Source organism: Adhaeribacter pallidiroseus (assembly GCF_003340495.1).
Taxonomy (GTDB): domain Bacteria; phylum Bacteroidota; class Bacteroidia; order Cytophagales; family Hymenobacteraceae; genus Adhaeribacter; species Adhaeribacter pallidiroseus.
Genome location: NZ_QASA01000001.1, coordinates 374,385 through 399,744, shown reverse-complemented (window position 1 = coordinate 399,744; position 25,360 = coordinate 374,385). Strand labels below are relative to the sequence as shown.

Annotated in this window: 20 protein-coding genes and 1 pseudogene; 13 read left to right on the top strand and 8 right to left on the bottom strand. The window is 39.8% G+C overall.

What is annotated here, in order from left to right; genetic code table 11:
• The first annotated feature begins 1,079 nt into the window (after positions 1–1,079).
• The 5 genes from AHMF7616_RS01570 (at position 1,080) to lepB (ending at position 6,175) form a co-directional block, all read left to right on the top strand.
• A complete protein-coding gene (locus AHMF7616_RS01570) occupies positions 1,080–1,895 on the top strand; it encodes an MlaE family ABC transporter permease (RefSeq protein WP_115371295.1) in 816 nt (271 codons plus the stop codon).
• Positions 1,896–1,915: 20 nt separating this feature from the next.
• Positions 1,916–2,689 carry an ABC transporter ATP-binding protein gene (locus AHMF7616_RS01565; RefSeq protein WP_115371294.1) on the top strand — a complete coding sequence of 258 codons (774 nt, stop codon included), beginning with the start codon at positions 1,916–1,918 and terminating at the stop codon, positions 2,687–2,689.
• Positions 2,690–2,811: 122 nt separating this feature from the next.
• On the top strand, positions 2,812–3,837 hold the full coding sequence (locus AHMF7616_RS01560) for an MlaD family protein (protein ID WP_115371293.1): 1,026 nt from the start codon (positions 2,812–2,814) through the stop codon (positions 3,835–3,837).
• Between the two features lie 44 nt (positions 3,838–3,881).
• A complete protein-coding gene (locus AHMF7616_RS01555; protein ID WP_115371292.1) occupies positions 3,882–4,775 on the top strand; it encodes a YitT family protein in 894 nt (297 codons plus the stop codon).
• Positions 4,776–5,122: 347 nt separating this feature from the next.
• The gene (gene lepB, locus AHMF7616_RS01550) at positions 5,123–6,175 is read left to right on the top strand and encodes a signal peptidase I (protein WP_317047570.1); all 1,053 of its coding nucleotides are present in this window, start codon (positions 5,123–5,125) and stop codon (positions 6,173–6,175) included.
• Positions 6,176–6,271: 96 nt separating this feature from the next.
• Here lepB and AHMF7616_RS01545 read toward each other — a convergent pair whose 3' ends face one another.
• On the bottom strand, positions 6,272–7,345 hold the full coding sequence (locus AHMF7616_RS01545; RefSeq protein ID WP_115371290.1) for a bifunctional transcriptional activator/DNA repair enzyme AdaA: 1,074 nt from the start codon (positions 7,343–7,345) through the stop codon (positions 6,272–6,274).
• 340 nt (positions 7,346–7,685) lie between these two features.
• On the opposite strand from AHMF7616_RS01545, the gene AHMF7616_RS01540 reads away from it, so the two are divergent.
• The 3 genes from AHMF7616_RS01540 to AHMF7616_RS01525 all read left to right on the top strand — a co-directional run bounded on the left by AHMF7616_RS01540 (position 7,686) and on the right by AHMF7616_RS01525 (position 12,941).
• A complete protein-coding gene (locus AHMF7616_RS01540; RefSeq protein WP_115371289.1) occupies positions 7,686–8,813 on the top strand; it encodes a Gfo/Idh/MocA family protein in 1,128 nt (375 codons plus the stop codon).
• 620 nt (positions 8,814–9,433) lie between these two features.
• On the top strand, positions 9,434–11,764 hold the full coding sequence (locus AHMF7616_RS01530) for a TonB-dependent receptor (protein ID WP_233507243.1): 2,331 nt from the start codon (positions 9,434–9,436) through the stop codon (positions 11,762–11,764).
• 4 nt (positions 11,765–11,768) lie between these two features.
• Complete coding sequence (locus AHMF7616_RS01525; RefSeq protein WP_115371287.1) at positions 11,769–12,941, top strand: PepSY-associated TM helix domain-containing protein; 1,173 nt, start codon at positions 11,769–11,771, stop codon at positions 12,939–12,941.
• Between the two features lie 273 nt (positions 12,942–13,214).
• Here AHMF7616_RS01525 and AHMF7616_RS01520 read toward each other — a convergent pair whose 3' ends face one another.
• From AHMF7616_RS01520 to AHMF7616_RS01505, 4 genes are all read right to left on the bottom strand, one after another.
• The gene (locus AHMF7616_RS01520) at positions 13,215–13,553 is read right to left on the bottom strand and encodes a hypothetical protein (RefSeq protein ID WP_115371286.1); all 339 of its coding nucleotides are present in this window, start codon (positions 13,551–13,553) and stop codon (positions 13,215–13,217) included.
• A gap of 377 nt (positions 13,554–13,930) precedes the next feature.
• On the bottom strand, positions 13,931–14,599 hold the full coding sequence (locus AHMF7616_RS01515) for an SGNH/GDSL hydrolase family protein (protein ID WP_115371285.1): 669 nt from the start codon (positions 14,597–14,599) through the stop codon (positions 13,931–13,933).
• Between the two features lie 7 nt (positions 14,600–14,606).
• Positions 14,607–15,635, bottom strand: coding sequence for a LacI family DNA-binding transcriptional regulator (locus tag AHMF7616_RS01510; RefSeq protein WP_115371284.1), 1,029 nt, complete (start codon positions 15,633–15,635; stop codon positions 14,607–14,609).
• Between the two features lie 300 nt (positions 15,636–15,935).
• Positions 15,936–16,313: a T9SS type A sorting domain-containing protein gene (locus AHMF7616_RS01505; protein WP_115371283.1), complete on the bottom strand. Its 378-nt coding sequence runs from the start codon at positions 16,311–16,313 to the stop codon at positions 15,936–15,938.
• 159 nt (positions 16,314–16,472) lie between these two features.
• Between AHMF7616_RS01505 and AHMF7616_RS01500 the strand changes: the two genes are divergently transcribed.
• The 3 genes from AHMF7616_RS01500 to AHMF7616_RS01490 all read left to right on the top strand — a co-directional run bounded on the left by AHMF7616_RS01500 (position 16,473) and on the right by AHMF7616_RS01490 (position 19,477).
• The gene (locus AHMF7616_RS01500) at positions 16,473–17,591 is read left to right on the top strand and encodes an NAD(P)/FAD-dependent oxidoreductase (RefSeq protein WP_115371282.1); all 1,119 of its coding nucleotides are present in this window, start codon (positions 16,473–16,475) and stop codon (positions 17,589–17,591) included.
• A 67-nt stretch (positions 17,592–17,658) separates the two neighbouring features.
• Positions 17,659–18,771 carry a type III polyketide synthase gene (locus tag AHMF7616_RS01495; protein WP_115371281.1) on the top strand — a complete coding sequence of 371 codons (1,113 nt, stop codon included), beginning with the start codon at positions 17,659–17,661 and terminating at the stop codon, positions 18,769–18,771.
• A complete protein-coding gene (locus AHMF7616_RS01490; protein WP_115371280.1) occupies positions 18,764–19,477 on the top strand; it encodes a methyltransferase domain-containing protein in 714 nt (237 codons plus the stop codon). Before AHMF7616_RS01495 ends, AHMF7616_RS01490 begins: the two co-directional genes overlap by 8 nt.
• 24 nt (positions 19,478–19,501) lie before the next feature.
• Here AHMF7616_RS01490 and AHMF7616_RS01485 read toward each other — a convergent pair.
• A pseudogene (locus AHMF7616_RS01485) lies at positions 19,502–20,454 on the bottom strand (histone deacetylase family protein).
• Between the two features lie 444 nt (positions 20,455–20,898).
• Here AHMF7616_RS01485 and AHMF7616_RS01480 point away from each other — a divergent pair.
• Entirely contained in the window at positions 20,899–21,186 is a 288-nt protein-coding gene (locus tag AHMF7616_RS01480) for a hypothetical protein (RefSeq protein ID WP_115371279.1), read from the top strand.
• A gap of 239 nt (positions 21,187–21,425) precedes the next feature.
• Positions 21,426–21,893, top strand: a complete 468-nt coding sequence (locus AHMF7616_RS01475; RefSeq protein WP_115371278.1) for a hypothetical protein — start codon at positions 21,426–21,428, stop codon at positions 21,891–21,893.
• Positions 21,894–22,115: 222 nt separating this feature from the next.
• On the opposite strand, the gene AHMF7616_RS01470 is transcribed toward AHMF7616_RS01475, so the two are convergent.
• Entirely contained in the window at positions 22,116–23,900 is a 1,785-nt protein-coding gene (locus AHMF7616_RS01470; protein ID WP_115371277.1) for a thiamine pyrophosphate-requiring protein, read from the bottom strand.
• Positions 23,901–24,171: 271 nt separating this feature from the next.
• Positions 24,172–25,251, bottom strand: coding sequence for an AI-2E family transporter (locus tag AHMF7616_RS01465; protein ID WP_115371276.1), 1,080 nt, complete (start codon positions 25,249–25,251; stop codon positions 24,172–24,174).
• Positions 25,252–25,360 lie beyond the last annotated feature (109 nt).

The window sequence follows — 25,360 nt, the reverse complement described above, 5'->3', positions numbered from 1 at the left end:
CCTGAAATAACTCAGGCAGATGAAAACAAAAGCTACTCAGACGCCAAGGTGACGAGATGCTTAAAGCGCGGGAATAAGTGTTAGGATAAATTAGGTAACTAGTTGTTACTATAACAAGACTAGTAATAATGTATGCATATATAATCTGGCTTACTTACAAGTTTAATATTGATAGAATCTTAAGCTTTAACGATATTTAATTATTTATGTTTTAAATAAATATATTTATAAAATTAATACAATTTAATAAACATGTAAAATTTACTATTATTAAATTTCAATTAAATATAAAATTAGGGCATTTTTAAAATAACACTGCATTTTTTAGATTTATTCAGGTTTAATAAAACCTTTATTTACCCGAAATAAGTTTAAAGCCAAGAAGATTTTTTAAATTGAAAAGTTAAAAATTTATATAAATCTGAACATTATTTTAAAAATTTCAATGATTTAATCGATACCAATTTAAAATTCAACCAGCAATAGAAACGAATTAACCTATTAACAACTGAATCATTTCTGGTAAATCAATCACTTTCAACTACTTAAATTTTACTTTTCTAATTATAAATTTTTTCAGGCAAATGCCTTTAAATCTACCTAGGTAAAACTTTAAATTAAAAAATATTTATAAAATTAAATATATAAAATTGGCTAAAAGCAATTTAGTTGCAAGATGCAGCACTATTCAGAGAAAAACAATACTTAATTTAGGGTATTTTGTAATAAATGCTTGGCGAATCCGCTAAATAAGTCCTGAACGGTCCCCACTGTTATTGTAAAAACCAATTCTGTTGACTATTGAAAATAGTAATTGCTTTCAGATCTATTCTGGCTTAGTTATTACCGAGTCGAAAATTTCGTTGAATCTATTCTATTAAAGTAACTCGTTGCTCCCGTTTGTTGAATAAGTTAAACTAATTTTGATAAAGTTGGTATGCGTTGTATAAAACCTGATTAGCTTGGCAAAGGCCACTAAGAGCGAAGCAGCTTTTATTTTAGTAAAAACAATTACTTCTTGGTTAAACTTATTAGAATTATAACTAGTACTTTTGTTTTTAAACCAGTTAGCACTACCTATGGCCCATACCGACGAAAACCCTGGTTATAAATCACCGCGAAAGTACATGGTATCCAAACGAATCGATCGTTTGTTTTTAGAATTACACGCTATTTATTCTTTTATCGCCCGCTTTTTTAAAGAAGTATTTTTACCTCCTTACGAAGGCAAAGAAATCATTAAACAATGCTTTGAAATTGGGGTGAAATCTCTTCCGCTTATTTCCTTAACCGGTTTTATTATTGGTATTGTTTTTACCAATCAATCGCGGGTTTCTTTAGCCGAATTTGGAGCTACCTCGTGGTTACCGGCTTTAATTTCGGTGGCTATTGTGCGGGCAATGGGGCCTTTAGTAACGGCTTTAATTGCAGCAGGGCGGGTAGGCTCCAGCATTGGCGCCGAGTTGGGTTCCATGAAAGTAACCGAACAAATAGAAGCTATGGAAGTATCGGCCACCAATCCTTTTCGCTTTTTAGTGGTAAGTCGGGTATTAGCATCCACCTTTATGGTTCCTACCCTCATGATGTATATGGTTTTGGTAGCTTTATTGGGAGCATACGTTAACGTTCATAATAACGAGCTCACCAGTTTTACCACTTATTTCGTACAGGTTTTTAATGCGATTACTTTTTTAGATATTTTTTCTTCCATTATAAAATCTTTTGTGTTTGGTTTTACCATCGGCGTAGTTGGTTGTTATAAAGGCTACCATTCTTCTAAAGGTACCGAAGGCGTAGGTAAAGCCGCTAACTCATCGGTAGTAACCGGCATGTTCCTGATTTTTATTGAAGAATTAATTTCGTTGCAAATTATCACCGCATTAAGAACTATTTAAGCCGGTCCGTTACCATCCCGATGAAAAAATTAAATCCCAAGATAGATAAAGACAATAAAGTAATTGCCATTAGGGACCTTCGGAAATCATTTGATGATTTTGATGTGCTCAAAGGAGTAGACCTGGATTTGTATCAAGGCGAAAACTTAGTGGTGTTGGGGCGCTCTGGCACGGGTAAATCTGTTTTAATTAAAATTATTGCTGGTTTGTTAAAACCGGATTCCGGCGAGATAAATGTATTAGGCAGCGAAGTAAATAAACTAACGCCGCTGGAACTAGATCAACTCCGTTTAAAAATTGGTTTTTCTTTTCAGAACAGTGCTTTATACGACAGCATGACTATCCGCGAAAATTTGGAATTTCCTTTAATCCGGAACCAGAAAAATTTGAGCCGCCACGAGATTGACCGCATCATTAACATCGTGCTGGAAGCAGTAGAACTTTCGCATACCATCAACCAAATGCCGTCGGAATTATCAGGAGGCCAGCGGAAAAGAATTGGTATTGCCCGCACTTTGATTTTGAAACCCGAAATAATGCTCTACGACGAACCAACCGCTGGTTTAGATCCTATTACCAGCATTGAAATAAATAAATTAATTAACGGCGTTCAGAAAAGATTTAACACTTCTTCCATTATTATTACCCACGATTTAACCTGTGCCCGCTCGGTAGGTGACCGGATTGTGATGCTCCTCGATGGCCAATTTCAGTACCAAGGCTCTTTCGAAGAAGTGTTCGCTTCGGAAGACGACCGTGTCAAGGCATTTTACGAATATAATTTTATAGAATAACTTTATTGCTCAGTACCAGTAAAATTAGCGAACCAAAACAGGGTTTATCTATATTAAACTAATTAAAACGGATTACTATTAATTTTAATCGTACCACTTACTTTAATTTACCACTTACCTAAATGAGTGTAGCAGAAAATAAACGTTCGGTAATGGTTGGTATTTTTATCTTACTGGCCATTATAATTTTTGTTGCTGGGGTCTTTCTTTTGGGAGGGCAGCAGAAGCGGTTTGTAAATAGTATTCACATAAAAGCAGTTTTCGACGATGTAGCTGGTTTAAAGCCCGGTAATAACGTTTGGTTTTCGGGCGTTAAAATTGGTACGGTTAAAACAATTGGTTTTTACGGCGAATCGCAGGTAGAAATAACTTTAAGCATTGAAGAAAAAACGCGCCAGTATATCCGGAAAGACGCGAAAGCCCGCATCAGCTCCGAAAGCTTAATCGGCAACAAAATTATCGTGTTATTTGGCGGCAGCCAGCAAGCAGCTTCCGTGGAAGACGGCGACCGGGTGCTGGCCGAAAACCCATTGGACACCGATGATGTAGTCGAAACATTGCAACAAAATAATAAAAACCTGGTAGGAATAACGCAAGATTTTAAAACGCTTAGTGGTCGGCTGGTACAAGGTCAGGGTACCATGGGTGCTATTTTAAAAGACTCGGCTATGGCCGATAATTTTAGGGCAGTGGTTGCTAACTTAAAGCAAGCTTCGGCTACTACCGTTAGGGCTACCGGTGCCTTAGCCTCTTTCACTAATAAATTAAATACGGAAGATGGTCTGGCCAATAAATTCTTAACCGATACGGTGGTTTTTAAACGTTTAGAAAAATCTATCGATAACATTGGGCGCGCTACTGCCGCTGCCACCGATATTACCAATAATCTAAGACAGGTTAGTCAGAAAGTAAACAGCGATTCTAACACAGTGGGAGTATTATTAAACGATCCGGTTTTTGCCGACCAGCTCCGGAATACCATGACTAACTTGGAATCCAGCAGCGATGAGTTAGACGAAACTTTAAAAGCTATTCAGAATAATTTCTTTTTAAAGGGTTATTTTCGCCGAAAAGCGGTGCGCGAAGCCAAGGAAGCGGCTAAGCAAAAAGAAGCAGCTAAACAAGATACCAATACACCGGCTAACTAACAGCTTTATCAGGCAGGTAGTAGGCTTTTTTAAAATCCCACGCTATGGTTCAAGTGTCTACCCCTGCTACTAAAGAATTTTCTATTATTGAAAAAGCCAAGAATGTTGCTTTAATAATTAGTGGCATTTTTTCAGCTGCCTTGGGGCTAAAAGGCTTTTTGCTCTCCAGTCATTTTATCGATGGGGGTGTAACGGGTATATCCATGTTGCTGGCCCAAATTTCGGGTATACCTTTATTTGTTCTTATTCTTTTTATAAATCTGCCTTTTATTATTTTGGGCTACCGCCAGATGGGTTGGCGTTTTTCCATTAAAAGTGCTGCGGCTATTGCGGGCCTTGCTATTTGCTTAGCTTTTGTGCAATTTCCGGATATTACCCCGGATAAACTCTTAACTGCCGTATTTGGCGGTGTTTTTATTGGGGTAGGCATTGGCTTGGCCATGCGGGGTGGCGCCGTACTGGATGGTACCGAGATTGCCGCTCTAATAGTTAGCAAAAAATACCCTTTGTTAAAAGTCAGTGATTTTATTTTACTTTTAAACATCTTTATTTTTGCGGCGGCCGCTTTTTTGCTGAGTATCGAGTCGGCAATGTATTCGATCCTTACCTACTTTGCGGCTTCCAAAATGATTGATTTTTTAATTTCTGGCATTGAGCAATACACCGGAGTGACCATTGTTTCGGAACAAAGCGAAGAAATCCGGCAAAGTATAACGGAGAACTTAGGGCGGGGCGTTACGATTTACCAGGGAAAACGGGGCTTCGGCAAACGCGGCGACCGCAGTTTAAGCATTGATATTGTGTTTACCGTGGTAACCCGCTTTGAAATTCCGGATTTGCGCAAAGAAGTAAAACGCATTGATCCAAACGCTTTTCTTATTCAGCACAGCATCGACGATACGGAAGGCGGCATGGTTAAAAAGAAACCTTTGCATTAAGTGCTCGCTTAATTGCCCTCCAAATCGCAGCTTTTATTTTATTGCTGGAAATCTTCATGTGCACCTTTGCCTGGAAGCCAGGTAAAATTTAAAAAAATTGGCTGCACGAGTGAGCTTGTATTTCCTAAATGCTTGTAAAATTAAGGCATAAGTTCTTTTTGATACCAGCCGCTGGTAAAGTTGTGCACGAGCATTTTTTTAAATTTTTGCTCAAATTTAGATCTTCCCTCCTCAAAAAATATACTTTTAGATGCCATTAATCAGTTATATACAAAAAGTATATATAACAGTCATTAGCAACTATGAAAACATTTTTTCGATTTAAAAAAAAAGAACAGAAGCCACCTGTGAAAAAAAGTTTAATGCGGGAATGGGGCGATGCGCTTATGTTTGCCGTAGTGGCGGCTACGCTTATTAGGTGGGCTACGTTCGAGGCTTACGCCATTCCGTCAGCATCTATGGAAAAATCGCTGCTTACCGGCGATTATTTATTCGTGAGCAAATTACATTACGGTTCCCGCACGCCAGCTACTCCCCTGCAATTGCCTTTAACGCACCAAACCATCGGCAGCACCAAAATACCTTCTTACTCCGATGCTATTACTTTACCCTCTTTTCGCCTGCCGGGGTTTTCGGAGATAAAACGAAACGATGCCGTGGTTTTTAATCTACCACCCGAAGACGAACATCCTTTTGATTTAAAAACCCACTACATCAAACGCTGCGTGGGTATGGCCGGCGATTCTTTTGGCATCCAAAACGGACAGATTTATATAAACGGCCAAGCCGCGCTTAACCCTCCTGCAGAACAATTTGAGTATTACTTAATAACCGATCGCGAACTAAATAAAAGGTTTTTCCTGGACCGAAACATTACCGATTTTTATGCAGCGCCCAATGGCTACGCCGTACACGTAACACCAGCTATTGCCAAAGAACTGGTGACCTTAGATTTTATCAAAGACGTGCGTCTTCTGATAAGTCCGACAGGCGAATCGGAACCGGGCGTATTTCCGCAGGAACCCAGTATATATACCTGGAATAGAGATAATTATGGACCGCTGTATATTCCAAAGAAAAATACTACCGTGGCCATCACCCCGCAAACCTTGCCTTTGTACGCCCGTATTATTACCGCTTACGAGCATAACCCAGACGCCAAAGTACAAAACGGAAAGTTATTTTTAAATGGTAAAGAAGTTAAGCGCTACACTTTTAAGCAGAATTACTATTTCATGATGGGCGATAACCGACACAACTCCGAAGATTCACGTTATTGGGGCTTTGTACCGGAAGATCATGTAGTGGGTAAAGCCGTCTTTGTTTGGATGTCCTTAGACCCTAATGCCGACTTCCTGCATAAAGTCCGTTGGAACCGTTTGTTTACATCAATCAATTGAATAGCTGCTTGTTGCTGATTAATTAAGTAATTATTTACTTTTCAGTTAGCGGCTTTAGGTTTTTAATTTTTTAAAAAAATCGCTTGCTCTGGTAAATTAACCGGGAAGCAAGCGATTTTCTTTTTCCAAATTTATCAGCCATTGCTTGCGCCACAAACCACCACCGTAACCCGTTAAGTTTCCATTTTCGCCGATTACGCGGTGGCAAGGAATTAGAATAGAAATCCGGTTCATGCCATTGGCATGGGCGACTGCCCGCACTGCTTGGGGTACTTGCAAGGCCATAGCCTGTTGTTTATAAGACCGGGTAGTTCCGTAAGGAATATTTTGTAACTCTTGCCAAACCGTTTGCTGAAATTTTGTACCGGGAGTAACTAATGGCACCGTAAAAGATTGTTGTTTTCCGGCAAAATAAGCGGTAAGTTCTTCTTGCAGTAAACTAAAATGCGCATTGGCTCCTTGTATGATCGTGGCATTTAGTAGTTTACTTAGCTGCTTTAATTCCGTTTCTAGCATCTTACGGTCGGTAAATTCCAATAAACAAACTCCTTCGGGCACGGCGCCAGCCAACATGGTACCTAAAGGAGTTTCCAGACGGATTATATCAATTACCTGCTTTTTTTTACTGTGCGTAGGAGCTACCCCAAAAATAGTTTTAAAAGAATCAGAGAAACCACTTAAAGAATCATAGCCCACATCAAAAGCGGTGGCCGTAACCTTTTCGCCGTTTTGTATTTTTTTAAAAGCCGAGTTAATCCGGAATAAGCGTTGGTAGGCCTGAAAAGTTAAGCCATGGTTTTTTAAAAACCAGCGCCGAATCGTATTAGGTTCTATTCCCCGCTGCACTAAGTCCCAATCTTTTAGCTTCTGCGAAGGATCGGCGTGAATGGCTTGCAAAATAACCTTCACGTAAGCCGGACTTTCTCCTAAGTTTTCTAAGGGCTTACAAACTTTACACGGCCGGTAACCGTGCAGAATGGCTTCTTTAGTGGTTTTGAAAAACGTTACATTAGCTATTTTTGGCTTGCGGGCAGTACAAGTAGGACGACAAAAAATGCCGGTAGTTTTTACGGCTGCAATAAAAGTACCTTCGTAGGTAACATCTTTGGCTACCAAGGCTTGGTAAAATATTTCTTGCTGATTAAGGTTACGCTGGGTTTCCGGAAGCATTTTCTTTACATTCTTTTTTAACTCATAAGAGGTAATTCTCTGGATTAAAGGTAACTACTCGCCCGCACCAAGAACAACCGGAAACTTAACAAGTATTTCGACTCACTGTACATAACCAGATAAAAGCTTTTTTAAATTTTAACAAGTTTCGCCAAATTAAGCAGCCAGGACACAGCCAATGAGCGATGTCGCCGTTTGTGGCTTCCCAAAAGCGGTAAAAAGTATTTTTGTAAAAATCTTGTTTAAATAAAAAACAAAGCTTCGTTTAAAATAAGCGTTTGCTTTTAAGTATGCGAATTGACTTTATATTTACAAAAACATCTATGTAAAATTATCGCCTATGCATTCCATCAGCGCTTATTTCGGATTATTTATCCTATTTCTGTTTGGTCAGATGACCACTACGTTAGGTCAGGCAAAAACTTCTAAGCCATTACGGGTAGGTATTGCGGGTTTAGTACACGGCCACGTTGGCTGGGTATTCGAAAGCCAAAAGCGCGGCGATATTCAAATTGTAGGTATTGCGGAACCGGATGCCGCTTTGGCTCAGCGGTATATCCAACGTTACAATCTACCGGCTAATCTGGTTTTCTCAGATTTAAATATGATGCTGGATAAAACGAAGCCCGAAGCAGTAACCGCTTTTAATTCTATCTTTAATCATTTAGCCGTGGTTCAGGCTTGTGCTCCCCGCGGTATCCACGTGATGGTAGAAAAACCTTTAGCCGTAAACCTGGAACATGCCCGGAAAATGGAAGCATTGGCGTTGAAACATAAAATTCACTTGTTAACGAACTACGAAACCACCTGGTACGGCAGTAATCACAAAGCTTACGACATGGTGCATACCGATAAAGCCATAGGTTCTATTCGTAAAATGGTAGTGCACGATGGCCACCAGGGACCAAAAGAAATTGGCGTTGGACCAGAATTTTTGGCTTGGCTCACCGACCCGGTGCAAAATGGCGGCGGTGCCTTAATTGATTTTGGCTGTTACGGGGCTAATTTAACTACCTGGCTCATGCTGGGGCAACGCCCTTTATCCGTTACTGCCGTTACGCAACAACTAAAACCCGCTATTTATCCGAAGGTTGACGATGAAGCCACTATTCTGGTAACCTACCCGGGAGCGCAAGCAATTATTCACGGTTCCTGGAACTGGCCTTATAGCCGCAAAGATTTAGAAATTTACGGCCAAACCGGTGCCGTTTTCGCCCTGGATAATACCAAAATGCAGTGGCGCTTAAAATCTGATGAACCAGCGCAAGCTTACCAGGCGTCTGCACGTCCGGCGCCTTACGATGATCCGTTCCGGTACTTAACCGCAGTAGTGCGCAACGAAATCAAACCCCATCAAGATTTATCTTCTTTATCGAATAACATGATCGTAGTAGAAATTTTGGATGCTGCCCGCCGATCTGCGCAAACTGGAAAAACAATCCTCTTGGAACCAGCAAAAACTAAATAAATTTTTTATTTTTTTAAATCCAAAGAGCCACTCCTGAGCTAAAACAGCTTGTTACGTTATTTCTGGCGAGCCAATAGGCGTCATTCGTCTTGCTACTAGTTTCTGGATGCTGGTGTCTATTTACTTAATCAGTGCTACTTAAATGCAAACCTAAAAAACGTTTGTCGCGTAAATTTTTGGTGGTGATTATGTAAAAATTTAAAAATTTACCTCACTTCCAGATACCTATTGACTTACTCTGAATACTTACCAGAGGGCCTTCCGATTCATGCGCCATCTTATATCTTGTTCGGACATATATAAAATAGTACCCTTAACGCTATTTACATTGTGCTGGATAAAGATGTTTATAATACTGGTTTTTAAGATTTCCGGATCATCCCGGCATTGCCAGTTTAAAAGGTAGAAACCTTTACCTGCCTTACCGTTTACATTTTTAAAAATTCCTAAATTATTTAGAATTATTCTAAACAAACTTGCAATTTAATTTTTGCCGCATACTTTTGTATAGTTATTTAAAATTAGTCTAAATAAAAATAGATAAGAAAATTCCTCTAGCTATGCCTACTATGTATCACAAATTTTTACTGCTGCTCAGTTTATGCTTTTTTTTAAATTTAATGTCATCTACAGCTAGCTTGGCTCAAACTGGCCAAGGTATAATAAAAGGCAAAGTAATTACTTCCGATAATCAGCCAGCAGGTTTTGTAACCGTAATGCTGGAAAACACCAAAAACGGTACTTTAAGTGATGAAAGAGGAAATTTTCAAATTAAAGCCCCTGCTGGAAACCATACCTTAATCATATCGTTTGTTAGTGCCGGAACGGTGCAAATCCCGGTGCAGGTACAGGCAGGTCAAACTATAACCTTGGCCAATATCATTATTAATACTTCCGCACAAGCTCTAAAAGAAGTAACTATTTCGGGCCAAAAAAAAAGTTACAAAGCCGATAAAGCTTCGCAAAGCTTACGTTTGGTGGAGCCCTTGTTAGAAGTACCACAAAATATTCAGGTTATTACCAATAGCATTCTGCAGGATCAGCAAATATTTGATATGGCCGAAGGGGTTTCGCGCAACGTGAGTGGCGTAACGGCCCAGGAGCACTGGGGCAATTATACTCGCCTGAACATGCGCGGGGCACGGGTGGCACCGTTCCGTAACGGCATGAACGTAGAGTCTACCTGGGGGCCACTTTCCGAGGATATGTCGTTTGTAGAACGCATTGAGTTTGTGAAAGGTCCGGCCGGCTTTATGCTGGCCAACGGCGATCCGGCGGGTTTCTATAATGTAGTAACCAAAAAACCTACCGGGGTAACGAAGCAATCCGTTAATTTTACCTTAGGAAATTTTATTACGTATCGCGGCACCGCCGATTTGGATGGTAAACTTACTCCCAACGGCAAACTGCTCTACCGGTTAAATGTGATGGGGCAAAAGAAAGATTCCTGGCGCAATTTCGAATTTAATAACCGCTATACCATTGCGCCGGTACTGAAATACCAATTCAACGAAAAAACTTCCCTTACAGCTGAGTATACCTACCAATTTTCCCGCATGTCTGCTATCGGCTCCGCTTACGTGTTCTCCGCACGACCCTATAAAGATTTACCCCGTAATTTTACCATTGCCGATCCGGACCTGGAACCTTCGGATATGAAGGATAACAGTACTTTTTTAACTTTTGAGCACCAATTTTCGCCCAACTGGAAGCTTACCACGCAAGGAGCTTATTTTAATTACCAACAACAAGGCAGTTCTTTGTGGATCAACAGCGTGGCGCTAAACGGCGACATGCAACGGACCTTATCCAGTTGGGATGCTTCGAACAAGAGCTACTTTGGTCAGTTGTTTTTGAACGGTGAATTTCAAACGAAAGGTATCCAGCACCGCACTTTAATTGGTTTAGATTACGGCCATAAAAAATATTTAGCCGACTGGAATCAATCTTTCAGTTTAGATGCTACTACTCCGTTTAACATCTATAATCCGGTTTATGGCAATTTAACCCTTCCGGTTATCGACCGTTCCAAACCACTTTCCGCAAGAGCTGCCGCGAATATTTTGGCGCAGGAGTACGGCGCGGCTTATTTGCAGGACGAGTTAGGCTTTTTTGAAAATAAACTCCGCCTCACGCTAGCCGGTCGCTACACCAAAGCAGAAACCAACCAGTATAATACCTTAATCTCGAACGAAAAATTTACGCCTAGAGTAGGTTTAAGTGGCTCTATTACTAAAAACACTTCCATTTACGCCCTCTACGACCAAGCTTTTATACCGCAAACGGGTCGGTTAGCCAATAACGTGGTGGTTAAGCCTATTACCGGCAATAACCTGGAAGCGGGTATTAAAAAAGATTGGCAAGGTGGCCGCTGGAATGCGACTTTCTCGGTGTATCAGATTACTAAAAATAACCAGTTAGTTGCCGACCCTAGTGATACTACCCAAACTTACTCGCTGCAACTTGGCCAAACGAAAACCAAAGGCGCCGAAGTAGATGTACGCGGCGAAATTTTACCGAACCTGAACGTAACGTTTAACTATGCCTACACCGATTCGGAAATAACCGAAGACACCGATGAAAATAAAATTGGATTAAAAGTACCGGGCTTTGCGCAACACGTTACTAATGCTTGGCTTTCGTACAGACTTGATAAAAGTAAGTTAAAAGGTTTGGGGCTTTCAATGGGTTACCAATGGCAAATAAACCGTTTTCCTTGGTTTGTGGCCGAAGGAACGGATGGGGGTGTGGCCGATTACTTCCGGTTAGATGGTTCGGTTTCGTACCAGTTCCGGAAAGTTAACCTGGCCTTAAACGTAAATAATATTCTGGATACATATTTATACTCCGGCTCGACTTATGATTTTGATTATAACGGCACCCCGGATGGTTATTACTGGCAAACCGAATCTCCCAGAAGTGTTCGTTTATCGGTAGGTTATAATTTTTAAAAATATGCTAAGAAAGGTAATTGGTAAACTGCATTTATGGCTCGGATTTAGTTCCGGGCTTATTGTACTTTTTCTGGCTTTAACGGGTTGTATCTTAGCTTTTCAACGCGAAATTGAAAATGCCACCCAAACCTACCGGTACGTAGTTTACCAACCAAATGCCGGTATGCTTCCCCCGTCCCAGTTAAAACAAATTGCCGATACCCAATTGCCAGGTAAAAAAAGCCATAGTGTTATTTACCAAAAAAATAAATCGGCTCAGGTTGTGTATTACAACTTCGCGCCAGAGTATTACTACCTAGTCTATCTAAACCCTTATACCGGCAAAGTGATGCAGGTTAAAGATATGAGCCAAGATTTTTTCCGGATTGTTATTATGGGCCATTATTACTTGTGGTTGCCGCCTACTATTGGACAACCAATACTGGCTTCGGCAACCCTTATTTTTGTAGTAATGCTGATAACCGGAATTATATTGTGGTGGCCCAAAAATAAAGCGGCCCGCAAACAACGGTTTTCCATAAAATGGAATGCCGCCTGGCGCCGCCGCAATTACGATCTGCATAGCGTACTAGGTTTTTACATTACCGCAATAATCTTATTTATTGCCCTTTCGGGTTTAGTAATGGGCTTTAAATGGGTTGCTAATTCAATTTACTGGACTGCCTCCGGAGGGAAGCAGATGACGGAATTTTACGAAAGTTTTTCTCAAGGCAAAGCAAGCCTCTCTGCCAATAAAATGCCCGCTATAGATCAGTTATGGCTTAAAATGCAGCCTGATTTCCAACAATTTACCGGTAGTATGGAAGTGCACATACCCGAAAATAGAAAATCTTCCATTGAAATTGCCTTCAACCCCGAAACAGATACATACTGGAAAACAGATTACCGCTATTATGACCAGCACACCTTACAGGAGATAGAAGTAAAACATGTTTACGGTAAAATAGCCAATGCCACCGCTGCCGATAAACTCATGCGCATGAACTACGACATTCATGTAGGTGCCATTGCGGGCTTACCCGGAAAAATAATTGCTTTTATAGCGAGTTTATTTGCCGGCAGCTTACCCATTACGGGTTTTATAATTTGGTGGGGCCGCCATAAAAAGGATAGAAAAGAAAAAAAGCGGAAGCTTTTTGCGACACCAGAACTAATTAATGCGTATCGCAAGTAAGAATAATTATTAAAATTTAAAAAATGTGGCTAAAAGCTATTAAGCTGCCACGAAAGGATTTAACAGTTGGCTATGTTTAGCCTGCCTGTAACCGATTGTAGCCGTTTAAGCTACTTGCCAATTGGCAAAAGAACAGATAAAGTGGTTAAAATTTTGGCAATCAGGCTGGATAGAAAAATAATAGTTCCACTATTAGGCACTGATAAAAGAAAATACCTTATCAATTGAATTACTACTAAAAAGAACTGGCACAACTCTAGAATCCGGATTAATTTAGGCCGCTTTTACACCCGTTACTTCTAGTTTTATTAACTCGAACATCTTACTCCAAAGATCAGCTAATTCTTCTACGCGCGTTAAATCTAACTTTGGGTTTACTATTAATCGAATCCTCCAGAAAGTAGCCATTTCTTCGGCAAATTTTAATAAGTCAGAAAAACTATAAAAAGGTGCCAACTCCGAATCAGACAAAAATTCTTCGGAAAAAGATTTATTTGCATCAAAAGGGCTTTCACAGGATAATACCAAAAAATAATTACCTAGGCAATGACTATTTTTAAAATTGTTTTCTTCTACCCGCAGGTTAAAGCTAAAGGTTCTAACTTCAATCATGTATCCTGACCTTAATTATTAATTTTACTTATGTGTTATAAAGGTACTATTTAATTATATTTAAAGCAAAATAATACAAAAAATCTTAAAATAATTAAATATTAACTTTTTATAACATTATTTATTCCTAACTAGTAAGTTTAAGTTTGTTTTCTTCTTTATAAGCATCAACTCTAGAAAGGTAATTAAGCACTTAAATAATATTTAAAAATTTGTAACGCTAAATTAGAAAAGTTCAATTAATTGAAGTTCCTGTAATATCCGGACTAGATCCAATTTAAATTTTTAAAAAACTTATCTATACCAGGAATGATTAAGGTCAGCAGGGCCGTTATTAAATAACAGTTGTACGCCTATTCTTTAAGGCGCAGCATATTTTACTTTAACACCGGCCGTACTGCTTCTGCCCAAATTCGGTAACCCGCGTCGGTCATGTGCAAACTATCAGCCCGGTACAATTTAGGATTAAACTTTCCGGAAGACAGCAACATTCGGGTATATACATCTACATAATCTGTACGTTGCTGCTTTTTTAAATATGCCCGAACTAGTTGGTTGGTTTGTTTAATAGCCGGTAGTAAATTCTTGCGCGAAGGGCTAGGTTTAATCGAGATAAATGTAACGTTTGTTTTGGGATTGCTTTTTTTAATTTTTTGAAATAAAGCTTTAAAATCAGTAAAGACCTGATTAGGTGTTTTACCAGCCGCCAAGTCATTATCGCCTACGTAAATTACTACTTGCTTGGGGTGATAAGGTAAAATCAGGCGATCGGCGAAATGCAGTACTTCAAAAGTTTGTGAACCGCCAAAACCCCGATTTAATACATGCTTACCCGGAAAATCCTGATCCAGGGTTTCCCATAACCGGATGGAGGAACTGCCGGTAAATACAATAGAGGAACGCGCTGGTGGAGTTACTTTATCTTGCTGTTCAAAAGCAGCAATTTCCTTTTCCCACTTAGATAAATCCTGAGCTTGTAAGAAAGCATCCGGGAAGATTATTAATAAACAAATAAAAACAGAATTAAAGTTTTTAAGATAAGCCATAGCAGAACTATTTTGTTAGCTGAATCCGGTCCGAAGACTTATTTACCAGCAATTTGGTTTCCAAGATTATTGTTTGGGAAGTTACTTCTTCGGTCTCGATTTGTTCTAAAAACAGGCGGGCGGCTAATCGCCCCATTTCTACGGGATATTGCATTACCGTTGTTAAAGCCGGATCCAGAATCGAGGAGGTAGTTTCGTTTCCGAAACCAACCACGGCAATATCTTGCGGAATACGTAAACCAGCTGCTTTTATGGCCAGCATGGCTCCAATGGCTACCCGGTCGCTTATAGCAAAAATACCGTCAGGTGGGTTCTCAGACTGTATCCAATGAGTAGTAGCATCTAATGATTTTTGCCGGTCGAAATCAACGTGTTTAATCAAGTCTTCGTTAATGGCAATATTGTTTTTACGCAATGCATCTAGGTAACCATTCTTACGATTAGCGGTAATCTGTAATTTTTCCGGGCCGGCTAAGTGCGCAATCCGTTTACAGCCTACTGCTACTAAATGATCCACGGCCGCTAAGGCGCCGTGATAATCGTCCACAATAACCTTAGAAGCTTCAATATCATCGCACACCCGATCAAATAAAATTAAAGGAATGCCTTTTTTCTGCAGTATTTTAAAGTGGTTGGTGTTAGTAGTATTACCCGATACCGAAACAATAATTCCCGCCACTCTACTGGAAAGTAAGGCCTGAATATTATTGGCCTCGGTTTGTTCTGATTCGTTGGATTGACAGATCATGACGTTATAGCCCGCCGCGGAAGCTACTTCTTGAATGCCGCTGATGGCGGAAGCAAAAAATTGCACGGCAATGTCCGGGATGATAACGCCCAGTATATTCGTCCGGCTTTTTACCAAACTTAAAGCAATGGAATTCGGCTGGTAATCAAGTTCGGCGGCCAAATCCAGAACTGCTTTTTTGGTTTCCGCGTTAATATCCGAAGAACCCCGTAACGCCCGGGACACCGTAGATACCGAAATGTGTAACTGCTGCGCAATATCTTTAATGGTAACCGGTCTGTTCTTCATACAGAAAGCGCTTTGTTCCTATTTCGAGGAAAATTCAACTCTCACAAAAATGAGCAAATTTTTAATATAAAAACAACGCTTCCGCATATTATCCCTTTATTCCGGAAGGCAGGATTGCAGTAATTTTTTTGCTTTACTTTTTTACTCCGCTATACGGGCTATTTTTTAAAATTTTAGCTCGCCTGCACCAATTTTAGCGGAATAATAAAATTAAAAAGGAGCCTTAATTGGCTCCTTTTTAATTTTAAGTATACAAATAATTTAAAAACTTAGCTGATTCAAGCAAACTGTAAGAATTGATTAATTGATAATTACTTTTCGAATCTCGCTGTACTCATCGGCTTCTAATTTTACGTAATATAAACCGCTGGCAAAATTACTTAAGTCGAGCACTTTGGTAGTTTGATCTTCGGTTTCGTAAAAATTATCCCGCAAGATTACATTACCAATTACATTGATTACCTGCACTTCGGTGCGTTTGCCTTTAAACCCGGATAGTGATAAAAACACTTTGCCCGTACTGGGGTTTGGAAATACATTTACTTCTTTATCTATATCCCGTTTTGTTGGTACCACTACCTGTGGCTTGTCTGGAACTAACGCTACAGGAGCTTTAACCTGTGCTCCAATAGTCAGACAGATTAACCAGGCACCAAACAAAAGTATAATTTTTTTCATATATTTTATTTATGAATAGCAATTTGTATAAGTGAATTTACATTTTGAAATAACGCATCATGGATAAATTAGTTTTTGTATTTTAGCCCATAACCCTTGCTTTAATCCAAAAAAAGTATTTGCCGAGCGGTTTAACAGGTTATATTGATATTATACACTTTGAAAAATATAATAATTATAGGTGGGGGGCTGGCTGGTTTGATAACCAGCTTGCAATTACAACAAGCTGGTGCCGCAGTAACGTTAATTGAACGGAAGCAATACCCCTTCCACCGGGTGTGTGGCGAATACATTTCTAATGAGGTTAAACCTTTTTTAAAAACTTTAGGCATAGACCTCGCTGCTTTACAACCGGCTACTATCAACCGGTTCCTGTTAAGTTCTCCAGCCGGAAAAACCCTGACAGTTCCCCTTGATCTGGGCGGTTTTGGAGTAAGCCGTTACACTCTGGATAATTATTTATTTAAGTTAGCACAAACCAGAAAGGTTAATTTTATATTAAATACCAGTGTTACCAATGTACAATTTGCGCAAGAAACAGATACTTTCACCGTCCAGCTTTCGGATAGCCGGGAGCTATCAGCAGACCTGGTGATTGGGGCTTATGGCAAGCGAACTAATTTGGACCGGCAATTTAACCGCCGCTTTTTCCAGCAACGATCGCCGTACCTGGGGGTAAAATATCATATCCGGACAGATTTTCCACGGGATTTAATTGCGCTTCACAACTTTAATGATGGCTATGCCGGCATATCGGCTATTGAAAAAGATCAATATTGTTTTTGTTACCTAACCACTCGCCAAAATTTAAAAAAACACGGCACTATAGCTCAAATGGAGCAAGCCGAGCTACAACAGAATCCTTACTTAAAACAAATTTTTCGGGAAAGTGAATTTTTATACGAGCAGCCCGAAGTGATTAATGAGATATCGTTTGCTCCTAAAAGCTGCCTCGAAAACCACGTTCTTATGTGCGGTGATGCTGCCGGGCTTATTACTCCTTTATGCGGTAACGGCATGGCCATGGCTATTCACGGCGCAAAAATTATCAGCGACCACGTACTCGTTTATCTCCAAGGCAAGTGTTCCCGCTACCAGTTAGAGCAAAACTATTCGCAGCATTGGCACAAGCAGTTTTCCGCTCGTTTACGGGTTGGGCGTATCATTCAAGGCTTATTCGGAAAACCTATTGTATCGGAAGCAGCCGTCGCATTTTTAAAACCAATGCCTTGGGCGGTAAATTTTTTAATGAAAAATACGCACGGTAAAGCCTTTTAACCCACAATTTAGATTTACGCTCATCTAGAGCAAAACAATTTTCGTAAATTTTACTTATACTACCACGATGAACAGCTTTATCTGTGCAATTGGCACTGCTACGCCCCCCCATAAAATAGCGCAAATGCAAACGGCCGATTTTATGGCTACCGCTTTGCAAATGAATGCGGAAGAAACCCGCAAATTAAAAGCCTTGTACCGGGTTACTGGCATTGCGCAGCGTTACACTGTTTTACCAGATTATGCCACTACTAACGGTGAATTTACATTTTTTCCAAATACACCTGACCTGGAACCATTCCCGACAGTAAAACAACGAATGGGCATTTACCAACACGAAGCGCTACCACTTTCGGTAGCGGCTATCGAGGATTGTTTTACCACGTTAGAAGAATTTGATCGAAGTAGTATCACCCATTTGATTACGGTTTCGTGCACGGGTATGTACGCGCCCGGTTTAGATATTGATTTAATTCAAGCACTGGATTTACCCACTACCACCCAACGCACCCAAATAAATTTTATGGGTTGCTATGCGGCTTTTAATGCCTTAAAAGTAGCCGATGCTTTTTGTCAGGCCAACACACAAGCCCGGGTTTTAGTAGTTTGTACTGAGTTGTGCACCATTCATTTTCAAAAATACCGCGAAAATGATCACTTGGTATCTAATGCCATATTTGGTGATGGTTCGGCCGCTGTTTTAGTACAAGCCAAACCTATGGCTAATCAAATAAATGTGGCTTTAGCGGCTTTCCATTGCGAGTTGATCCCGGCTGGTAAAAAAGAGATGGCCTGGCACATCGCCAATCATGGATTTGAAATGACTTTGTCTTCGTACGTACCGGATCTTATTCAAAAAGGGATTAAAAACCTGACCCAAAAGTTACTGCAACACTTGGGTATTGATTTAACAACTATTAACTTATACGCGATACATCCGGGTGGGCGCAAGATCCTGGAGTCTATTGAAAAAGCTTTAGATTTACAACCAGAACATAATTGCTTTGCTTACGAAATATTGCGAGATTACGGAAATATGTCGTCGGCCACCGTTTTATTTGTTTTAAAATCTTTGCTGAGTACCCTCACGCCGGCTCACCATAATCAGCCGGTATTAAGCTTTGCTTTTGGTCCCGGATTAACCTTAGAATCCATGCTATTAAAAGTGCATTATGTTTAAGAACAGGTCAACCACTCCTGAGTTAATGGACGATCCTAATGTAGATGGTTCTGCGCTCCGTCGTAACCTGGAAGAGTTGGAATTTATTAATAAGTGGTTAGGTGGCAACGAAGTGGTAACACATGCTTTGGATATCTTATGGAAAGATGGCTTGCTTAATCCGGAATTACGAACCACTCTGCAAATTGCTGATCTAGGCTGTGGGGGTGGTGATATTTTGCGCGAAGTAGCAGAATGGGCTTTTGAGAAAAATATCAATGCTACCTTAACCGGGGTAGATGCCAACCCCGTTATGATTAAGTATGCGCAACAAACCTGCGCTGATATTACCAACATTCATTTTCTGGAAACAGATATTTTTAGTGCTAGTTTTCAGAAAAATCACTACGACATTATAATATGCAGTTTGTTCTGTCATCATTTTACCGATGCACAATTGCAAAAATTATTACAACAATTAAAGCAGCAAGCGCAGTTGGCTATTATCATCAACGATATTCATCGCCACCCCCTGGCTTATTATTCTATTAAATGGCTCACTTACTTTTTCTCCCGATCGTACCTGGTAAAGAATGATGCACCCTTGTCGGTACTAAGGGCCTTTCGCCGGCCAGAATTAAAAAAATTGTTTCAAGCGGCCGGTTTCTCGCGCTACCAGCTACGTTGGCAATGGGCTTTCCGGTGGCAAGCTATTCTTTTTCAATAGTAAGCGTTCTTTTACCTTTATCATCTAACCCAACAACAGCTTAGGCAAAACCCGAGGGCCGCTGTGATATAAAAATTTAAAAAATAAGTACTGCGCCAGTCGAAAGGTGTTTGCGTGAGCTTCCACGATGGTGGCAATTTTTTCGGAGTAGCCTCCGCCCATACTTACCGCCACCGGGATTTGGTTTTGTTTACACGTTTCCAATACAAATTTATCCCGGGTTTTACAGCCTTGCAGCGTTACTTTCAATCTTCCTAGCTTATCCGTATTTAAAATATCCACACCGGCTTGGTAGAAAATAAAGTCTGGCCGTACCTGGTCTATTAAGCGAGGTAATTGTTCGAATAAAATTTTTAAATAAGCGGCATCTTCTATACCATCGGGCAAGGGAATATCTACATCCGATTTTTCTTTATGCAAAGGATAATTATGATCGCCGTGCATGCTAAAAGTAAACACCCGTGGTTCAGTTGCAAAGATCTGAGCGGTTCCATTGCCTTGGTGTACATCTAAATCCACGATTAAGATTTTTTTAGCTCGCTCTTGCTCTAACAAATAATTGGCCGCAATGGCCATATCATTCAAAAGACAAAAACCTTCTCCGCGGTTGGTAAATGCATGATGTGTACCCCCGCTACATTCATAGCAATTCCAAATTCCTGGGCAAACAAAGCAGCCTGTACCGTACCATTCATAATAACTACTTCGCGTTCTACTAATTCTTGGCTCAACGGAAAACCGGTTTTTCTAATTTCTGAAGGGCTTAATTCCAACCCTTTTAAACGTTGCCAATAAACCGGATCGTGGGTAGCTACAATAATGCTTTCGGGTAAAGGTTGGGGTTCAAATAAATTGTTGTGTTCAATGGTTCCTTCGTGTAGTAATTGCTGCGGCAAAAGTTCATATTTAAGCATTGGAAAGCGGTGCCCAGGTGGTAAAACATGAGCAAATTGGGTAGTCCAGGCAATCTTTAGCATGTAGTGAAAAATAAATTAAGTAGGAACATAAAAAAAATTTCAAATTAAGATCTTTTGGTACTTCTGGCTCATAAATTGTTTATAGCAGATATCTATTTAAAAAGCTATTTGATTAACTATCAGTTAAACTTAAATATTGTTTAAAGCCTATTGTTAGATAAGTAAAACTGCTTGTTTCAGGTAAGCTTAATTGCCACTAACTGCTTAGTTTAATGCAATTATCCTTGGTTTTATTACTTTTATCAGATTCTAATATAACTTATAAGATAATAGCTGATTTAATACCCTTTAAAGCACTTTGTTACTGATTAATACAATTTCTTTGTATTAAAGTTAATCAGAAACAATACTTAATAAAGTGCTAGTATATAGTAAATTTTAAATGTATTTCTTTCTAACTTAATTAAGCCACACTTATTGTAAAACTTATACGCTACTATTTACATGAAACAATTTTACGATCCGGAAGAATATTTTTTGGTTGCGGATCTATCAACCAGAAAACTTTACTTAGTGCATACCATTTATAGCTTGCTTTTTAAAAAGAAAAGACCTGAAGATTTAATTTCTTGTTATTTATACGAAGGACAAGGCGTAATTGCTAGCTCTGAGCGTACCCTTATTGCTCGTAAGTATTTGCAACAGGCTAAAGAAATTATGCCGAGAGAAAAACAACAAAAAGAAATGAAGCAAAGCACTCCTGCTCGGGAGTATATGTACGCTAATCTTTAATCAGTTAGATTGCTGGTATTCAGTAGAAAGATTAAGGTCAGTCGATAGTAGATTACTTTCGATTTAAGTCTCCCGCAGTCGAATTAGTAAAGTGGAACCAAAATTTTTTTTATAAATAACAGCTATTCTGTACCCTTTCTCTTTTAAGTAAATGCTAATCTGATTTTTTAAATTTTACTCATTTTTGTTGATTTAATACACCTATTTTTATATATTTGAAAATACTAATACTTAATTATATGGGATCCTTGATTATTTGCTTTACCAGCGCCTTCGTTATCTATTACTATTTAAACTTTAGCACTTGGGCCAAAAATAATTTAGCAAGTTCTTCTGCACCCCGCGTTTTACCGCAGGCTAAAGCTTTACAATACGAATTAATTAAGCTGGGTATTAAAGCCAGATTAGAGCGATTTACCAATCAGGAACAGATGGTAATTTCTATTCCTGAATCTAAAATAACCATAGAAATAGAAGGAACCCAGGTACCGGTTACGGATAAAAACCCAATGCATGATTTGCGCCGCACCCATTATTCTTTAGTAAATGGCCATTATACCATTCGGATTCCCAATTCTTTAATAAAAAGTAATTTGATGCAATCGGTGCATTATGTAAACCGCATTATTGCCTCGCATAAAACAAATTCAGAGCAGGCCATTGCTTATCCATTTGAGTATTCTTTACTTTTAAATAAAGCAAGCTAGTAAACTAAGTAAAAGGACAAATTAAAATATACATTCCAATATTGAAAATACAAGGTAAAATCACTGATATTTAATTTATTATATTTTATTTTGTCTTGATACCTGTGTCTTACTACTTGTGTCCATTTACTTAAAACTATTTTTTTGATTATTTTTAAAATAAAGGCCGGTTAACCGGCCTTTATTGTTTTTAGTCGAAAAATAAAAATAACCTGCATGGAACTAGTTCTGCTGTAGAGCTTGATTGACAGCTTGACGTAAGGGATCTTCCAGGTGTTGTAACGCCGCCTCATCACCTTTCTCAATAGCTTGGGCTAATTTTTGAGCAAACTCTTTAGCCACGTCCGGGGTGAAAGTTAATACTTCCGGATCAGTAAGAGCATCGATAACGACAGGACGGTCAGCTTGCAAAGCAGTCTCCCAGGCAGCAGCTACCTGATCGGGATGTTCTACCCTAATACCAACAAACCCTAAAGATTCCGCATATTGGGCGTAATTAAATTCTGGCAACACCTGCGACTCGATAAACTTAGGATCGCCTTGCATTAACCTTTGTTCCCAAGTTACAAAGTTAAGATCCCGGTTATTGAGTACCAGCAAGATAAATTTAGGATTCTGCCATTTTTTCCAGTACTTCTGAACTGTTAACAACTCGTTATTACCGCCCATTTGCATGGCTCCATCTCCTGAAAAAGCAAAAACTGCTTGCGCAGGATGAGCAAATTTAGCGGCTATGGCATAAGGCACGGAACAACCCATGGTAGCCAGCGTACCGGAAACTGAAAATTGCATGCCTTTGCGAATGCGAATATGCTGCGCTGTCCAGCTCGAAGTTGAACCCGAATCGCAGGTGATTATGCAATTATCTGGTAAAAGCGGCGAAAGTTCCTCAAACAATAACCGGGGATTTACCGGATTAGCCTCCCGCTGAGCCCAAACGTTTACTAATTGCCACCAAGCTTGCACATTTTTTTCAATCCGCAGTTGCCAACTGCGATCCGATTTACGCTTAACCAGCGGAATTAAAGCTTTTAACGTTTCGGCACTATCACCGGTTAAATTTACTTCCATCGGGTAACGAATACTTTGCATACGCCCATCTAACTCAATCTGAATGCCACGGGCTTTACCTTCTTCCGGCAAAAATTCGGCATACGGGAAACTTGACCCAATCATCAGCAGGGTATCGCAGTTTTGCATCATGTCGTGGGAGGCATTGGTACCAAACAAACCAATGGCCCCCGTTACAAAAGGCAAATTATCGGGTAAAACCGTTTTCCCTAGAAAAGCTTTGGCTACACCGGCACCGAGTAACTCAGCAATTTCTATTACTTCTTCTGCGGCGTGCAAGGCTCCGGCTCCCACCAGAATGGCTACTTTTTCGCTGGCGTTCAATATAGCCGCGGCTTTTTCTAAATCGGCTTTTTGGGGCAGTACCCGCGGTGCCGAATAGCCGATGCCAGAATGAATGGTTTGTTGTTTATGCGGTGGTTCTTGGTATTCTTTGGTTTGTAAATCGTTCGGAATGATAATGCAGGTTACGGTACGCTGGGAAATGGCAATCCGGAAGGCCCGATCAATCAAGTGCCGAATTTGTGCCGGATCAACGGCCATTTGGATATACTCGGAAGCAACATCTTTAAACAAAGACATTAAATCAACTTCTTGCTGGCTATTGCCCCCTAAAGCCGTTAGTGCTTTTTGCCCCACCAGGGCTACTACCGGTTGATGATCGAGCTTGGCATCGTAAAGACCATTTAATAAATGAATCGCTCCCGGACCAGAAGTAGCAATACAAACACCCACTTGTTTCGTAAATTTGGCGTGCGCACAAGCCATTAAAGAAGCCATTTCTTCGTGCCGGGTTTGGATAAATTCAATCGGATTCTCCATTCGGTCTAATGCGCCCATAATGCCGTTAATTCCATCACCAGGATAACCAAACATCCGGGTCACGCCCCAGGCAGCTATGCGCTTTAACAAGTAATCGCTTACATTTTCTTTCATAATTTCACCACTTTGCCCTGTTTAAACGAAAACAATAGAAATGAGATGAAAATAGGGAAGTTTTTTAAAACTTAATTTTACTCCTGCGTGAATTGTTTTGTCAATTTATAGCTATACTTTTAACTTACCTTGTTACAGACATCCGCAACCAGTAGAAAGATTTCTCCGAAAGAATTTTTTAATTCTAACCTAAACCAGCTACAATGCGAACAACTAAACAGAAATTCTGCAGCAGAAATGCTTTTACTTTTAAAAACACTACCAATTAGTTCTACTTAAACCAGCCTTTAACTTTCTCTATCCACTTCGGTTCTTTCACGTCATTTTCGAGCAGGAAACTGTAGGGGTGCAAGGCCGGAATATGGCCGCAAATAATTCGGATTATAGCGAAAAGCGGAATAAACAAGATCATGCCGGCAATGCCCCAGATGAGCTCTCCCAGCACAATGGCGATAATAGTTATAAAAGGGCTTAAATTAAGGCTGTTACCTTCTACTAAGGGTTCTATTATATTATTATCAATTATTTGCGCCAGCACCAATATTACCATTACTGGTACCACCATACTGGAAGAACCCGCCACTAAAGCCATGATAAGCGGGAATAAACCACCCATAATAGAACCGATATAGGGCACAATGGTCGGCAAAACAGCCACTAAGCTGATAATTACGGCATTTTTTAACCCGATAATGGAAAAACCCACCATATAAAATATAGCCAGAAAAACCATAGATAGTAAACGGGCTACTAAATATTGCGAGGCTACTTTTGTTATTTCGTGCAGTTCCTGTTTTGCCTCCGGTCGATTTCCGGCATCAGAAAATTTTAAAAAAAAGGCTTCGTACTTTTCCCGTTTCCACATCAGAAAAAAGAAATAAATCATGATAAGAGCAAAGCTACTGAGCATACCCATACTGCCGGATAGTAAACCGGTAGCAAACTTGTTAAAAGATTGCGAAAATTTAGAAATCTGCGATTTTAAAAAGGCAATCTGCTCTTGGGGGGCCACGCCGAATTGCTGTTGCACCCATTGCTGCCCAGCATTGACTAACTGCTGCAACTTTTGCTGAATCTGCGGTAAATCTTCAGATAAACTAGCCGCTTGCAAACCAATAATAAAAAATACGACCGCAATAAATAATAAAATTAAGGCAATACACAGCAAGGTTGAAGTGATCCGGCTTGTTCCCCACTGCTCCAGTTTACGGCTGACCGGCAACAACATCATGGCAAATAAAATAGCAAAGGCTAACGGAACGAGAAATATACGGCCGTAGTATAAAATAATAATGGTTAAAATGCCCACTACCTGCACTACCGCCACTCGGTTGATAGAAACTCCTTGCATATTACCTGGTAAGTCTGAAATACATTGGGTTTAATTTTGGAATTACGGGATTTTCAAAATTTAAAAATTTGTGGCACTTTTTTGAAATGAAGCAAATGCAACACAAAAT

Coding starts and splice junctions, on each gene's coding strand:
- AHMF7616_RS01565 (WP_115371294.1), top strand. CDS start 1,916: ATGAAAAAATTAAATCCCAAGATAGATAAAGACAATAAAGTAATTGCC.
- AHMF7616_RS01465 (WP_115371276.1), bottom strand. CDS start 25,251: ATGCAAGGAGTTTCTATCAACCGAGTGGCGGTAGTGCAGGTAGTGGGC.
- AHMF7616_RS01555 (WP_115371292.1), top strand. CDS start 3,882: ATGGTTCAAGTGTCTACCCCTGCTACTAAAGAATTTTCTATTATTGAA.
- AHMF7616_RS01505 (WP_115371283.1), bottom strand. CDS start 16,313: ATGAAAAAAATTATACTTTTGTTTGGTGCCTGGTTAATCTGTCTGACT.
- AHMF7616_RS01490 (WP_115371280.1), top strand. CDS start 18,764: ATGTTTAAGAACAGGTCAACCACTCCTGAGTTAATGGACGATCCTAAT.
- AHMF7616_RS01515 (WP_115371285.1), bottom strand. CDS start 14,599: ATGGCTTATCTTAAAAACTTTAATTCTGTTTTTATTTGTTTATTAATA.
- AHMF7616_RS01530 (WP_233507243.1), top strand. CDS start 9,434: ATGTCATCTACAGCTAGCTTGGCTCAAACTGGCCAAGGTATAATAAAA.
- AHMF7616_RS01480 (WP_115371279.1), top strand. CDS start 20,899: ATGAAACAATTTTACGATCCGGAAGAATATTTTTTGGTTGCGGATCTA.
- AHMF7616_RS01570 (WP_115371295.1), top strand. CDS start 1,080: ATGGCCCATACCGACGAAAACCCTGGTTATAAATCACCGCGAAAGTAC.
- AHMF7616_RS01525 (WP_115371287.1), top strand. CDS start 11,769: ATGCTAAGAAAGGTAATTGGTAAACTGCATTTATGGCTCGGATTTAGT.
- AHMF7616_RS01470 (WP_115371277.1), bottom strand. CDS start 23,900: ATGAAAGAAAATGTAAGCGATTACTTGTTAAAGCGCATAGCTGCCTGG.
- AHMF7616_RS01475 (WP_115371278.1), top strand. CDS start 21,426: ATGGGATCCTTGATTATTTGCTTTACCAGCGCCTTCGTTATCTATTAC.
- AHMF7616_RS01520 (WP_115371286.1), bottom strand. CDS start 13,553: ATGATTGAAGTTAGAACCTTTAGCTTTAACCTGCGGGTAGAAGAAAAC.
- AHMF7616_RS01560 (WP_115371293.1), top strand. CDS start 2,812: ATGAGTGTAGCAGAAAATAAACGTTCGGTAATGGTTGGTATTTTTATC.
- AHMF7616_RS01545 (WP_115371290.1), bottom strand. CDS start 7,345: ATGCTTCCGGAAACCCAGCGTAACCTTAATCAGCAAGAAATATTTTAC.
- AHMF7616_RS01540 (WP_115371289.1), top strand. CDS start 7,686: ATGCATTCCATCAGCGCTTATTTCGGATTATTTATCCTATTTCTGTTT.
- AHMF7616_RS01510 (WP_115371284.1), bottom strand. CDS start 15,635: ATGAAGAACAGACCGGTTACCATTAAAGATATTGCGCAGCAGTTACAC.
- AHMF7616_RS01495 (WP_115371281.1), top strand. CDS start 17,659: ATGAACAGCTTTATCTGTGCAATTGGCACTGCTACGCCCCCCCATAAA.